The 12,388-nt window shown below is 36.4% G+C and carries 14 protein-coding genes and 1 tRNA gene; 9 read left to right on the forward strand and 6 right to left on the reverse strand.

Annotated features, from left to right (window positions below; all coding sequences use genetic code 11):
• Nucleotides 1-48 precede the first annotated feature (48 nt).
• From H4K33_RS05505 to H4K33_RS05515, 3 genes are all read right to left on the reverse strand, one after another.
• A tRNA-Ala gene (locus tag H4K33_RS05505) sits at nt 49-122 on the reverse strand.
• A gap of 14 nt (nt 123-136) precedes the next feature.
• Nucleotides 137-679: an NADPH-dependent FMN reductase gene (locus H4K33_RS05510; protein WP_182647473.1), complete on the reverse strand. Its 543-nt coding sequence runs from the start codon at nt 677-679 to the stop codon at nt 137-139.
• A gap of 85 nt (nt 680-764) precedes the next feature.
• The gene (locus H4K33_RS05515) at nt 765-1,562 is read right to left on the reverse strand and encodes an META domain-containing protein (protein WP_182647474.1); all 798 of its coding nucleotides are present in this window, start codon (nt 1,560-1,562) and stop codon (nt 765-767) included.
• A gap of 223 nt (nt 1,563-1,785) precedes the next feature.
• Between H4K33_RS05515 and pyrR the strand changes: the two genes are divergently transcribed.
• From pyrR to H4K33_RS05550, 7 genes are all read left to right on the forward strand, one after another.
• Nucleotides 1,786-2,334, forward strand: coding sequence for a bifunctional pyr operon transcriptional regulator/uracil phosphoribosyltransferase PyrR (gene pyrR / locus H4K33_RS05520; RefSeq protein WP_182647475.1), 549 nt, complete (start codon nt 1,786-1,788; stop codon nt 2,332-2,334).
• A 21-nt stretch (nt 2,335-2,355) separates the two neighbouring features.
• On the forward strand, nt 2,356-3,282 hold the full coding sequence (locus tag H4K33_RS05525) for an aspartate carbamoyltransferase catalytic subunit (RefSeq protein ID WP_182647476.1): 927 nt from the start codon (nt 2,356-2,358) through the stop codon (nt 3,280-3,282).
• A gap of 30 nt (nt 3,283-3,312) precedes the next feature.
• Entirely contained in the window at nt 3,313-3,654 is a 342-nt protein-coding gene (locus tag H4K33_RS05530; RefSeq protein ID WP_182647477.1) for a ribonuclease Z, read from the forward strand.
• 94 nt (nt 3,655-3,748) lie between these two features.
• Entirely contained in the window at nt 3,749-4,663 is a 915-nt protein-coding gene (locus tag H4K33_RS05535; protein WP_182647478.1) for a ribonuclease Z, read from the forward strand.
• A gap of 8 nt (nt 4,664-4,671) precedes the next feature.
• On the forward strand, nt 4,672-5,319 hold the full coding sequence (gene pdxH, locus H4K33_RS05540) for a pyridoxamine 5'-phosphate oxidase (RefSeq protein WP_182647479.1): 648 nt from the start codon (nt 4,672-4,674) through the stop codon (nt 5,317-5,319).
• 2 nt (nt 5,320-5,321) lie between these two features.
• A complete protein-coding gene (locus tag H4K33_RS05545) occupies nt 5,322-5,594 on the forward strand; it encodes a hypothetical protein (RefSeq protein WP_255493564.1) in 273 nt (90 codons plus the stop codon).
• 11 nt (nt 5,595-5,605) lie between these two features.
• Entirely contained in the window at nt 5,606-6,166 is a 561-nt protein-coding gene (locus H4K33_RS05550; RefSeq protein ID WP_182647480.1) for a DNA mismatch repair protein MutS, read from the forward strand.
• 78 nt (nt 6,167-6,244) lie between these two features.
• Here H4K33_RS05550 and H4K33_RS05555 read toward each other — a convergent pair whose 3' ends face one another.
• Complete coding sequence (locus H4K33_RS05555; RefSeq protein WP_182647481.1) at nt 6,245-7,273, reverse strand: hypothetical protein; 1,029 nt, start codon at nt 7,271-7,273, stop codon at nt 6,245-6,247.
• A gap of 132 nt (nt 7,274-7,405) precedes the next feature.
• Between H4K33_RS05555 and H4K33_RS05560 the strand changes: the two genes are divergently transcribed.
• Nucleotides 7,406-9,160, forward strand: coding sequence for an MFS transporter (locus tag H4K33_RS05560; RefSeq protein WP_182647482.1), 1,755 nt, complete (start codon nt 7,406-7,408; stop codon nt 9,158-9,160).
• Nucleotides 9,161-9,418: 258 nt separating this feature from the next.
• Here H4K33_RS05560 and H4K33_RS05565 read toward each other — a convergent pair whose 3' ends face one another.
• Nucleotides 9,419-9,907, reverse strand: coding sequence for a GNAT family N-acetyltransferase (locus tag H4K33_RS05565; protein WP_182647483.1), 489 nt, complete (start codon nt 9,905-9,907; stop codon nt 9,419-9,421).
• Nucleotides 9,908-9,941: 34 nt separating this feature from the next.
• A complete protein-coding gene (locus tag H4K33_RS05570; RefSeq protein ID WP_182647484.1) occupies nt 9,942-10,661 on the reverse strand; it encodes an SDR family NAD(P)-dependent oxidoreductase in 720 nt (239 codons plus the stop codon).
• Between the two features lie 320 nt (nt 10,662-10,981).
• On the opposite strand from H4K33_RS05570, the gene H4K33_RS05575 reads away from it, so the two are divergent.
• The gene (locus H4K33_RS05575; protein WP_182647485.1) at nt 10,982-12,382 is read left to right on the forward strand and encodes a phosphatase PAP2 family protein; all 1,401 of its coding nucleotides are present in this window, start codon (nt 10,982-10,984) and stop codon (nt 12,380-12,382) included.
• The last annotated feature ends 6 nt before the right edge of the window (nt 12,383-12,388 follow it).

The raw sequence follows: 12,388 nt of genomic DNA on the forward strand, positions 1-12,388 counted from the left end.
ATAAAAAACGCAATCACTTAGTTATAAGTTGATTGCGTTTTTGTTAAGTGGAGAAGATGGGGCTCGAACCCACGACCTCTTGACTGCCAGTCAAGCACTCTAGCCAACTGAGCTACATCCCCAACCTTGTACTTTTTTATCGATTTTTGCTTTCGATTAAAAGTTGTGCTAACATACTCATTTTTTTTTGATATACGTCAGAAATTTCATTGTTTATATACAAATCCATATTGCTAATAGGAATGCTATAAGGTAAAGACCAAGCTCTTAATGCTTTAGCAACATTATCTAGGGCTTGAATCCCTTGCATGGCTTGATTACCTGCAGACCAACAAGTAAAACCAACAATCTTATTTGTTAAGTATGCTGGGGTATCTCTTGCGGTTAATTCTAGCCAATCTAGTGCATTTTTCATTACACCTGTCATTCCTCCGTGATACAAAGGAGTTAACCAAATCAGAACATCCGCAGAACGGAACGCTTCGATAAAGCGGTTAACATCTTGAGGAGGGGTTTCCATATGCTTTGCTTGGAATATAGGGATCTGATAATCAGATAAGTGTACTTGTACTACCTCTAGATTAGCCTTTATGAATTCGTCAGCATAAAATTGTGCAATTCGACGTGACGTTCTAAAAGATTCTTCGTCCAAAGAACCATTAAAAATTAAAGCTTTCATAAAACTATTCGTGTTTTTTTACGGCCTAAATTTACGATAAATAATTGTGATCAGCGACGTTTAAAACGCGAAAAATCGCGTATCCTTACTCTTGAGCGAATTGTTTAGGAATAAAACCAAACATTAAAAGTAGGTCATTGTCTTGATATAAATTTAGAGTTTGTTCCGCAACATCAAACGAATAAGTCTTGCCATCAATGAATTGGAGAAACTCTTTTTCTTGTAACCTTCTACTAGCAGATGAACAAACTTTCTTACTAACTTCAATATCGATAAATTGAATCTTGTTTAGTGTGTTGTTGACAATTATTTTACCTGTAAAATAGTTGCAACCCGTATATCCTGATACCGTGTGTTCATTGAAATTAAAGGTAAGGTAAGGATGGTATACGCGATTGCTGTTTCCCTGAAGTTGAATGAGTTTCCAAGCATGTCGTTCAATGTAATTGAGCAATGGATTTTGAGGTTGCATAGAAAAAATAAAAGTTTCTTTTTTTTCATTGATCACAGTCAATACTCCTTGATCTGTGGTAATTCGCAATTTTTGATCACTCAAAGCCTTGAGAAAATTATCTTCAAACGCATTGACGTGTTTGGTACACTCGTTTGTATTGGATATAATAGCATCGGTTGCAAGTTGCGTATAATGTTTGCGCTCTTTGATCTGTCGAATAGGCAAGGTATAATTATTACAACCTGCAAATCCTTTAATTTCGTAATTTAAGGTGTTGATTTGGAGTGTTGTTTGTCTTTGTATAGGAAGTGAATTTGTCGCTTGCGTTAGTATCCAAGTCGTATTGAGCACGGAATCTTGAGGGATTTGTGCTTGAATGGGTGCAAAGAATGCAAGTATAAAAAGTAAGAGTAAGTAGTGTTTGTTCATTCTTTGAGAAGTTTTTTGTTTTAGGCTCTTAAAGATAGTGAATTAACTCTTGTAATTTCGTTTCCAAAAATACTTAACACCATCCTAACACTTTTACTATCGATTTTGAGTTTGATTGGCTCACGTGCTCAACGGAGATTTTATCTTTTAAATTATTGAGTATAAATTGTGAGAGAAGCATAATTAATTGTAATTTTACCCCCCAAACACAACTCTTTTTTATATGAATCCAAAAGTATTACTTACTTCAAAAGAGATTGATATTATTCTTCACCGTTTGGCCTGTCAGTTGGTAGAAAATCACTTGGATTTTTCTGATACCTTACTCATCGGTATTCAACCCCGTGGGAAATACCTTGCCAAGCGAATCAAAGCTATTTTAGAAAAGGAATATGGTATTACAGATGTACCTCTCGGTTATTTGGATATCACGTTTTTCCGCGATGATTTTAGAAGAAATCAAAAGCCACTTGAAGCAAATCGAACTGAAATTGATTTTCTTGTTGAAGATAAGAAAGTCGTTTTTATTGATGATGTTTTATATACAGGACGCAGTATTCGCGCTGCACTTACTGCTATTCAATCCTTTGGGCGACCAGCAGAAATTGAATTGTTAGTCTTAATCGATAGAAGATTTAGTCGTCACTTGCCTATTCAACCTGATTACAGAGGAAGACAAGTAGATGCCTTTGACCGCGAAGCTGTACGTGTACATTGGTCAGAAGACGGATCAAGCGATTGTATCTATTTAGAAGAATTTGATCATAATTAAACGGAAAATCTACTTGAAGTAATGAAAGAATTAAGTGTAAATCACCTATTAGGAATAAAATATATAAACAAAGACGATATTGATTTAATTTTTGAAACAGCAGATCATTTTAAAGAAGTAATCAATAGACCTATTAAAAAAGTACCTTCATTAAGAGATATCACCATTGCTAATATCTTTTTTGAAAATAGTACGAGAACCAAATTGTCTTTTGAATTGGCTCAAAAGCGTTTATCAGCGGATGTGATCAGTTTTTCTTCTGCTCAGTCTTCTGTAAAAAAAGGAGAAACCTTAATTGATACGGTAAATAATATTTTAGCAATGAAAGTGGACATGGTCGTTATGCGTCATAGTAATCCAGGAGCCGCTTATTTTTTGTCTAAAAACGTAAATGCAAGTATTGTTAATGCAGGTGATGGAGCACACGAACACCCTACACAAGCGCTTTTAGACAGTTACTCTATCCGCGAACGATTAGGGGATGTTGCAGGTAAAAAGGTGGTGATTGTCGGTGATATTTTACATTCACGTGTTGCACTTTCTAATATTTTTGCTTTGCAAATGCAAGGGGCAGAAGTGAGAGTTTGCGGTCCAAAAACCTTAATACCTAAGTATATTGAGAGTTTAGGGGTGAAGGTTGAATCCAACCTGAGAAAGGCGCTAGAATGGTGTGATGTAGCCAATATGTTGCGCGTTCAAAATGAGCGTTTAGACTTCAGCTACTTTCCTAATACCAGAGAATATGCACAACAATTTGGTTTGACGAAAGAGATTTTAGATTCTTTAAATAAAGAAATTGTCGTGATGCACCCTGGACCGATCAATAGAGGAGTAGAAATTACTTCGGATGTAGCAGATTCCCAGCAATCTGTGATCTTAGATCAGGTTGAAAACGGAGTCGCTATCCGAATGGCTGTTATATATCTTTTGGCATCCAAGATTAAATAGCTATTTTAGTGGCATTAAATTAAGTGAAAGATGAAAGTTACAGAAAAAGGACATACCAAAGTAATCCAAGTTGGTACAGAAACGATAACTAGCGTATTGCATAAAATTGAAGAGCAATATCAAGCTTTATTTATGGCTTTTAACCTAGTGATCGACTTATCAAGTTCGCAGGAAGAAGTGACAGAAGAAACGCTTGAATCCATCGAAGCTTTAGCTGTAGAACATATGGAAGAAGCAAATAAGTCTTTTGTTATTGTTACCACAGCCGTTAACTTTAATGACTTTGATGGCGATCTCATCGTTGTTCCTACAAAACAAGAGGCTTTCGATTTAATTGAAATGGATGAAATACAACGCGATTTAGAATTATAACGAAATAGAAAAGGCTTAGTAATTAAGCCTTTTTCTTTTGTATGATCTGGGCTTTTTTGTAACTTACAGGCACGAATTATAAAATTTTGACCCATTGAAACTTACTATATTAGGCTGTTATGCAGCAACACCAAGAACAATGACCAATCCAACTTCGCAAGTTTTGGAACTAAATGGCCATATGTTTTTGATTGATGCAGGTGAGGGAACCCAAATTCAATTACGCAAGAATAAGCTTAAGTTTCAGCGAATTAACCACGTGTTTATCTCCCACTTACACGGAGATCACTTCTTCGGTTTAATTGGATTAATCTCTACTTTTTCTCTACTGAATAGACAAAGTGACTTACACGTCTATGGACCTAAAGGAGTAAAGGAAATTATCTTATTGCAATTGAGATTGAGCAATTCCTATACAGGGTATAACCTGTATTTCCACGAGTTAGACAGCAAAGAGAGTCAGATCGTTTTTGAAGATGATCGCGTTATCGTGCGAACGATTCCCTTAGATCACCGCGTCTATACCAACGGTTATTTATTTGAATCCAAACCCGGTGATCGAAAATTGAGAATCGGCGCTATTGAAGATTTGGGAATTGATCGTTGCTATTATCAAAAAATCAAACAAGGTGGAGATATTACACTAGATGATGGTACTGTTGTACGCAATGCATCTATTACCTATGATCCCGAACCAACAGAAAGCTACGCTTTTTGTTCGGATACTTACTATTCAGAGGCCATCGTACCTATTATAAAAGAGGTGGATGTATTGTATCACGAAAGCACATTTCTCGAATCAGAAGTACACTATACAGAACGTACAAAACACTGTACAGCAAAACAAGCAGCTGCAATCGCAAAATTAGCCCAAGCAAAAACATTAGTGTTAGGGCATTACTCTACTAGATACGATGATATTTCCCTTTTTAAAAAGGAAGCCGCAGAAGTTTTTGATGGAACGATACTAAATGCCGATGATGGTGTTATCTTTGATTTCTCTAAATAACCTATACAATGAACGATTTAAGTAATTATAGAAAGTCATACGAAAAACAAGTATTAACCGAAAGTGAAGTCGATGCAAATCCTATGATGCAGTTTCGCCAATGGTTTTGTGAAGTAGAAGATTTCGGAGGTGTGGAAGAAGTGAACGCCATGACCGTTTCTTCTATTGGATTGGATGGGTTTCCAAAAGCCAGAGTTGTACTGCTAAAATCATACGATGAGAATGGTTTTGTGTTCTTTACCAATTACAATTCAGAAAAAGGAAAAGCGATTGCTGCAAATCCGCATTTGTGTTTGTCTTTTTTTTGGCCTTCAATGGAACGTCAAGTCATCATTAAAGGGATAGCACATAAAGTTGGAGATCAACAATCAGACAATTATTTTGATAGTCGTCCTTTAGGTAGTCGACTTGGAGCAATTGTATCCAATCAGAGTGAGGTTATTGCCTCTTATGATAGTTTGGTTCAGGCATTGAAAGAATTAGAAGAAACCGCAACAGAAGATAATGTTCACCGTCCAAAGCATTGGGGCGGATTTTGTGTAGAACCTGTGAGTATTGAATTCTGGCAAGGAAGACCTAATCGCTTACACGATCGCATTCGATATGTACTAACAGAAGATAAACTCGATTGGAAAATAGAACGTTTAGCACCTTAATCATGATGAAGCAAGTGAAAATACAGAAAATTATACTATCTCTTATTGTTGTAGGATTTATGATCTGGGCGTTAATGGAACAAGCTTCCAACCAACCCAGACTGTGGGTACAGGTAATCGGGGTAGCTTTATTCTTTTTAGCTATGGCACGCTTGATGCAAAAAACACCAAGTAATACACCTAAAGAGGCTTTAGTCGTTCGCTCTGATGCACCTATGGAAAAGCAAAAAACAGAAGATGACTATTCGATAACCGAAGAAAGTAAAAACCAGTAATTGGAAGTAAGATGTTAAGTAAAGGAGATTACGTACAAGTATTAGACGAAGACGAAGAAGGAGTTATCACCCAAATACAGGGAGATCAAGTGACTATTGAAACGAAAGATGGTTTTGTATTGAATTACAAACCTTCGGAATTGCTCAAAATCGGAAAAGACCAAGAAGTAGATTTTAAATCGGCTAGTTCTAAAGGATCTGTTCAAGAAGCCTTGCAAAGTAAGGTAGAACCTCCTAAGCGCTCTTTTGTCAAAGAAAAGAAATCGCGTAAAGATGAGTTTATTTTAGAAGTAGATTTGCATATAGAAAAATTGACCAAAGATTATAAACGCATGGAAAAACACGATATGTTAACCTTGCAGTTAGATTCAGCAAGAGGGCAATTAGAATTTGCGATTCGCAACCGAATTCCGCGTATTGTGTTTATTCACGGCGTGGGAGAAGGAGTATTAAAAGCAGAATTAGAATTTTTGTTTAGCCGTTATTCAGAGGTAGTGGCAGAAGATGCGAATTATCAAAAATATGGTGTAGGTGCAACGCAAATTTACATCAAGCAAAATCCAAATCGATAGTAAAACAACGTAATAGTTGTATGAAATAAATACCAATAAAAAATCCCCTTTAAGGGGATTTTTTTATTTGTGAAGTATCTATTCTTCTGTTGTATTTTCTATGGTTACGGTACCAAAAGGCAAGATGTTTTTATGGAACGTCAAGGTGTTGTTTTGTACTTTGGTGAAAACTAAATTTCTCAAGGTAACTTCGTGAACTAATTTCGCCTTTTCTTCACCTGCAGGGTTGGTCCATCTTGTATTAATTACAATGTCTCCCGAAACTGCTGTCCAATTTTCAACCAAACGGTTGTTGTTTGAAGGTGTGTTACCCGGAATATCTCCATCGTTTTCACAAACCTCTGTCAAGTTAATTCCCGCACGAGCATATTGTCTGTACTCTAAAGGGGTATTTTCTGATAGTGGAATGATCTTCTGTCCTTCATCTGTTGGGAAATCTCCTGCCGCTAATTGAATAAACATCGCCTCTTTGTCCGAAAGGGTTACCCATTTTTCTTGACATGAATTGATGGTTTTAGCTGTATTGTCACTATTTAAAAATTTAAACCCAAGGGTGTTGTTACGGTAGTTATTCGTTCCAAAAGGCATGCGATCATACTTCATATTCGTATCCCCATCCTTAAAATTTGCATTTAAAATAGTGAAGTTGTATTGGTAAGTCAATCGCACCTCATGATTGGCCGTCAATTCTGTATTGTTGGGATTGTTAATCGATACCATACGCTGTGTGCGTAACGTCGCTCCTGGCGAAGCAAGAATTTCTTCTACCACAGATGGATGACTAGGAGCAGGGAATTTACAAATAGATAAAGATTCTACTTTGTCATTGTATTTTCTATAGGCTAAACTCGTCGTCGTTCCGTCGATTTCAACATCTACGATTTGAATATTTTCATCTCGCATGATATTATCCATGTCAGCAACTAAAATAAAAGCATCCGTATCTTTTAATTTATAGAAAACCTTAGCCCCATCTCCAATGTCCGAACAGCGATTTACTGTTGTTACAGAAGAAAAATCAATGTTGTTATAGGTAAGCTTACCATCGTCGCAAGAACTTAACCCGAACAAGAAAATAGCAGCTGCTAGTGTATAAACCTTTTTCATAAAGTAAATATATCATTATCGAGAGTACAAAAATACTTTTTTTATCTTAAGTAAGGACATTTAAGAGCAGATATAGGTTATTTAATTATCTTTGAATACGTTAAAGATAACTTAAAACATAAGCCATTCGCTATGAATTCATTGACAACCAAAACCAATTATCCTGCTTTATATACCTTAGTAACTGTATTCTTTTTTTGGGGATTCTTTGCTGCAGGGAATAGTATTTTCATTCCTTTTTGCAAAGCATTTTTTAATTTGGATCAGTTTCAGTCTCAATTAATTGATTTTTCTTTTTATACAGCCTATTATTTTGGTGCGCTATTACTTTTTTTGCTTAGTGCTTGGAAAAAGAAAGATGTAGTGAGTAATTGGGGATATAAGCGTTCTATTGTTTATGGTTTATTGTTTTCAACGGGAGGTGCAATTGCGATGATTTGGGCTGTTCAAATCAGCGTTTATGCAGCTTTATTGGTAGGGCTTTTTATTGTTGCCTTGGGCTTTTCACTTCAACAGATTGCAGCCAACCCCTTTGCTATTTCACTAGGTGATCCTAAAACGGGAACAAGTAGAGTGAGTTTAGGAGGAGGAATCAATTCGTTAGGGACAACTATCGGTCCTTTGTTGATGGCCTATGCATTATATGGAAGTGCTAAAACACTTACAGATGATCAAATTCAACACCTGAGCTTAGACTCGATGACGGTTTTGTACGGTGCTGTAGGTGGATTATTTCTTTTAGCTGCTCTGTTGTTCTTCTTTTCTAAAAAAATCCCTGATAGCAAAAGTAGTGCTGAAATAAAACCCGCTAAAAAAGCAATGACCCTATTAGTGAGTATGACGGTGCTTTTAGTAGCGGTCTTTATTCCTGTTTTTAATACGTATAAAAGCGAGGCTTATCAACAGGTATCGGTGATGCAAAAGCAAGAAACAACGGTAGTTAATGTGCTGAAAACGGAATTAGATCCGGAAATAAAAGCCAAAACCGAAGCGCAGTTAGAAATCCTGAGAAATGAAATAAAATCCACGTTAACACCTATAGAAAATAAACGCATTTATCTTTTGGGAGGGGCTTTATTTGTGATCGTAGGTAGTATTTGCTTGGCTTATTTTTCAAGTCAGCGAAACAAAGAAGGATGGGGAGCCATGCAATATCCTCAATTGTTGTTGGGAATGCTAGCCATTTTTACCTATGTCGGCGTTGAGGTTGGTATCGGAAGTAATTTAGGTGAACTTTTAAAGTTAGAGGAATTTGGTTCGCTACAAGCAGTCGAAATAGCACCTTATGTGTCGATGTATTGGGGAAGTTTAATGATCGGTCGTTGGGCAGGTGCTGTAAGTGTATTTCAATTGAGTAAACGAAATGAATTAATCGCTTTAATTGCAGTGCCTTTCTTGGCCTATATCGTTATTCTCTCCGCAAATTACTTCGCAGGAAATGAAATCGAACACTTGTATTACTACAGTATATGTGTGGCAATTCAAATTGTTTTCTCTTTCTGGAGTAAAAATAAATCTGCTCGTACCATGATCTTGTTTAGTTTGTTTGGGTTATTAGCCATGATCGTCGGACTTTTCTCAAGTGGAATGCTTGCAATCTATGCCTTTTTAGCTGGTGGATTGGCGTGTAGTGTACTTTGGCCTGCTATTTTTAATATTGCTATTATGGGGTTAGGAAAGTATACGGCTCAGGGATCTTCTTTTTTGATTATGATGATACTTGGCGGAGGAATACTGCCTCCAATTCAAGGCAAAATAGCCGATATTATCGGTATTCACGAGTCGTATGTTGTCAATGCAGTTTGTTTTGGTTATTTAGTATTCTTTGGTTTTATAGCCAAAAAAGTATTAGCTAAGCAAGGGATAGCTATTGATGATATTGATTAAAAAACAAGAATAAAAAGTAAGATTTTTTTACAAGGTAAAATAGCTGATATTATCGGTATTCATGAGTCGTATGTTGTCAATGCAGTTTGTTTTGGTTATTTAGTATTCTTCGGTTTTATAGCCAAAAAAGTATTGGCCAAGCAAGGGATAGCTATTGATGATATTGATTAAAAAAGCTCCAAACACAACTTGTGTTTGGAGCTTTTTTTATGTACTACTTGCAGAGCTTACTGTAGAGATAAGTATATGAAGCTTTTGCTATTGGTGTGATACTAGATCCATAACCATACAATGTTGAGGGCCTTTTACACCTTGATAGGTTCGACCTGAATCGCGATATCCTGTTTTTAAATAAAGATGATAAGCTACGGTGTTTTCGTAATTTACACCAAAAACAAGCTCATTTATACCTGGATAGTGTTGTTGTACAAAATCAGGTAGTATAAGAAGAGCAGCTTTGGCTATTCCTTTTCCTTGAAATTGCGGATTTATGGATAAGGCGCGTAACAAGATCGAGGGTTTATTAGAGGTGTAGATGAGTCGATCATCAGACAAATCTAAAGAAAAAAAACCAATGGGATTTTCATGATATAGAATACAGTATTGCTTGCGCAAGGGATTTGCTAATATAGTAGGATTGGATAAAATTTGTTTTGGTGTAAGCGCAAAGTTGGCTTGTTGTGCATCTAAATCATAAGATACTAACGCATCAAAGTAAGAAGCTTGATAAGGAACTAGTGTAATCATTTTTTTGGGATTGAGAAGTAGTGGTGTGATAAAACTAATCTAATTGAGGCATAAGGATGGGGTATTGAGCAAATAGCTTCTTTGACATGGGGTCTGGAAAGATATCGTGCAATCCTTTTTCAAAGTCAGTACAAATGTTCTGAGCTAACGCTACAAGGGTAATCTTTTCTGTTTGTATATCAGCAGACATAGACGAATCTACATAACCTGGATATACGCCAATGATGTCAACGCCAACTAGAGCAAGCTCCGGACGCAAAGATTGTGTGAGTAAATGAGCCGCAGTTTTAGAAGCGCAATACGTTGCAATATGATTGATAACGGTATGACTGCCAACGGATAAAATATTGAGTATACTGCTCTCTTCTCCTTTTTGCAACACAGGTAAAAAGTAATTGACCATATGTATAATACCAATATAGTTAATCTGCATTTCCATCAAAGCTTTTTTTCCTGCTTGTTCTCCTGTGAAATTAGACTTTAGTTCAACTCCCGCATTATTGATGACAATATCGACATCCTGACATTGTTCAACTGCTTGTCGAATAGAATCTTCGTTGGTGACATCTAGTAAAACGGGAGTAAGGTGAGCCGGAAAGATCGAAGCTACTTGATGTAAACGCTCCTTCGCTATTCCAGTAGCATATATTTTACGCACTTTTCTCGCTATCATTTCTTTGATGAGCGCGGTACCTATTTCACCATCTGCCCCCGTTAGTAAAACGACTTTATTTTCAAATGTTCTTGTCTTCATTTCTATAGTTTTTTGTTGCAGTTCTTTGTTGGTGTATAAACAAGTAAAAACGCAAAAGCAAGGTAGACATAAATTTAAAAGAACATGCTGTTAGTTATACAAAAAAACAACATGTGTTTTAGCTGTTTTTAAACGAGAATTTCTTGGTGAATAAATAACGGTAGTATAAGGGTAAATATGATTTTATACGTTTAAATAATGTGAAAACGATTCGACATATTTAAATAATCTGAAAGACATTTGTATAATATGTAGGAAAGAAATAAAGTCAAAGTACTAGTTTTACGCTTGAAAAAATATGATTTTAAAAAAAATAATCAATGAAAATCAAGTTAGTTCTTGTGGGACTATGTTTTGTCAACACAATTACAGCATATTGCCAAAAGGTACAATTTGCTCCTGTTAATTCAGTGAATGATTCCTTAGTTTTACCTAATTTTTCTATGCCGAAACCGAGTTTCTGGGAAAGTGAAGCGGTGAGAATAGGTTTTACACCGACGTTGCTTTTTGGCGCTGCTGCGGCAACATGGAACAGTAGGGAAGATATACGCGAGAAGCGAAATCGATACATTCCAACCTTTAAGTATCACTTTGACGACTATATGCAATATACGCCAGCTGCTGTAACCTTCGGGTTAAAAGCAGCAGGAGTGAAGGGGCGAAATGATTTCAAGCGCGCTGCTATTACGTACGCAACCAGTGTTGCAATTATGGCTATTTTAGTCAATGGAATTAAATATACGGCCAAAGTAGAGCGGCCAGATGGATCCTCTAAAAACTCTTTTCCTTCTGGGCATACGGCAAACGCATTTAATAATGCCGCCTTTTTAGATCGAGAATATGGATTGGTGAACCCTGCTTACTCCATTGGAGGATATAGCGTGGCTACCATGACAGCTATTGGACGCGGATTGAATAATAGACATTGGGTATCTGACGTTTTCGCAGGTGCAGGAATCGGGATACTCTCTTCTCAATTGGCTTATTTCTTCGTGGATAAATTTTATGGGAATAAAGGTGATAATCTCAGCCTACTCTCTCAGATTGAAGATAGTGAAAATCCATCTTTTCTCGCTCTTAAATTGGGATATACCAGCGCATTTGAAAGTATCGTTGAAGATGATGAAGAAGAAGCACTAGCAAAAATGGGATGGGAAGCAGGGATAGAAGGTGCGTATTTCTTTACCAAGAATTGGGGAGTAGGAGGACAGTTTACCGTTGCAGGTTTCCCCTTTAACAAGAGTAGGATAGATACTCCAAGAAATGAATACATAACTAAACATGTTAAAAGTGCTGATATTGTAACGGAATCTCTAGGGCATTTAACAATGTCAATTGGACCCTATTGCGCTATCCATTTTTCAGATCGATGGAATTTAATGATCAAAGGATTAATCGGTTATAGTATTGGAGCAAGCGGACATATAAAATTGAAAATGAATGCTCCAGAAGAACAATTGACACCAGAAGAAATAGAGGGAATTACAATTGCCTCGTATAAGCCCAAAAACGTCGTACAATTTACCACAGGTTTAGCTGTAACGTATAGTTTTACTTCTAATCTCGGTGTATCGCTCTATTCTGATTTTAATCACAGCCAATCAAAATATATCTATCACTTGAATAAAAATTTTCTCGATGCTAATGAACCAGAATTTCTTACAGACCGAAGTCCATTGAATTACATGACAACGGGTATTCGATTAACCGCTTTTTTCTAATGGTCA

The organism is Myroides sp. WP-1 (assembly GCF_014145635.1).
Classification (GTDB): Bacteria; Bacteroidota; Bacteroidia; order Flavobacteriales; family Flavobacteriaceae; genus Flavobacterium.

What these genes read in the sequence shown, in the direction of transcription:
- H4K33_RS05510 (WP_182647473.1), bottom strand. Translation starts at nt 679, where the DNA reads ATGAAAGCTTTAATTTTTAATGGTTCTTTGGACGAAGAATCTTTTAGA.
- H4K33_RS05515 (WP_182647474.1), bottom strand. Translation starts at nt 1,562, where the DNA reads ATGAACAAACACTACTTACTCTTACTTTTTATACTTGCATTCTTTGCA.
- pyrR (WP_182647475.1), top strand. Translation starts at nt 1,786, where the DNA reads ATGAATCCAAAAGTATTACTTACTTCAAAAGAGATTGATATTATTCTT.
- H4K33_RS05525 (WP_182647476.1), top strand. Translation starts at nt 2,356, where the DNA reads ATGAAAGAATTAAGTGTAAATCACCTATTAGGAATAAAATATATAAAC.
- H4K33_RS05530 (WP_182647477.1), top strand. Translation starts at nt 3,313, where the DNA reads ATGAAAGTTACAGAAAAAGGACATACCAAAGTAATCCAAGTTGGTACA.
- pdxH (WP_182647479.1), top strand. Translation starts at nt 4,672, where the DNA reads ATGAACGATTTAAGTAATTATAGAAAGTCATACGAAAAACAAGTATTA.
- H4K33_RS05545 (WP_255493564.1), top strand. Translation starts at nt 5,322, where the DNA reads ATGATGAAGCAAGTGAAAATACAGAAAATTATACTATCTCTTATTGTT.
- H4K33_RS05550 (WP_182647480.1), top strand. Translation starts at nt 5,606, where the DNA reads ATGTTAAGTAAAGGAGATTACGTACAAGTATTAGACGAAGACGAAGAA.
- H4K33_RS05555 (WP_182647481.1), bottom strand. Translation starts at nt 7,273, where the DNA reads ATGAAAAAGGTTTATACACTAGCAGCTGCTATTTTCTTGTTCGGGTTA.
- H4K33_RS05560 (WP_182647482.1), top strand. Translation starts at nt 7,406, where the DNA reads ATGAATTCATTGACAACCAAAACCAATTATCCTGCTTTATATACCTTA.
- H4K33_RS05565 (WP_182647483.1), bottom strand. Translation starts at nt 9,907, where the DNA reads ATGATTACACTAGTTCCTTATCAAGCTTCTTACTTTGATGCGTTAGTA.
- H4K33_RS05570 (WP_182647484.1), bottom strand. Translation starts at nt 10,661, where the DNA reads ATGAAGACAAGAACATTTGAAAATAAAGTCGTTTTACTAACGGGGGCA.
- H4K33_RS05575 (WP_182647485.1), top strand. Translation starts at nt 10,982, where the DNA reads ATGAAAATCAAGTTAGTTCTTGTGGGACTATGTTTTGTCAACACAATT.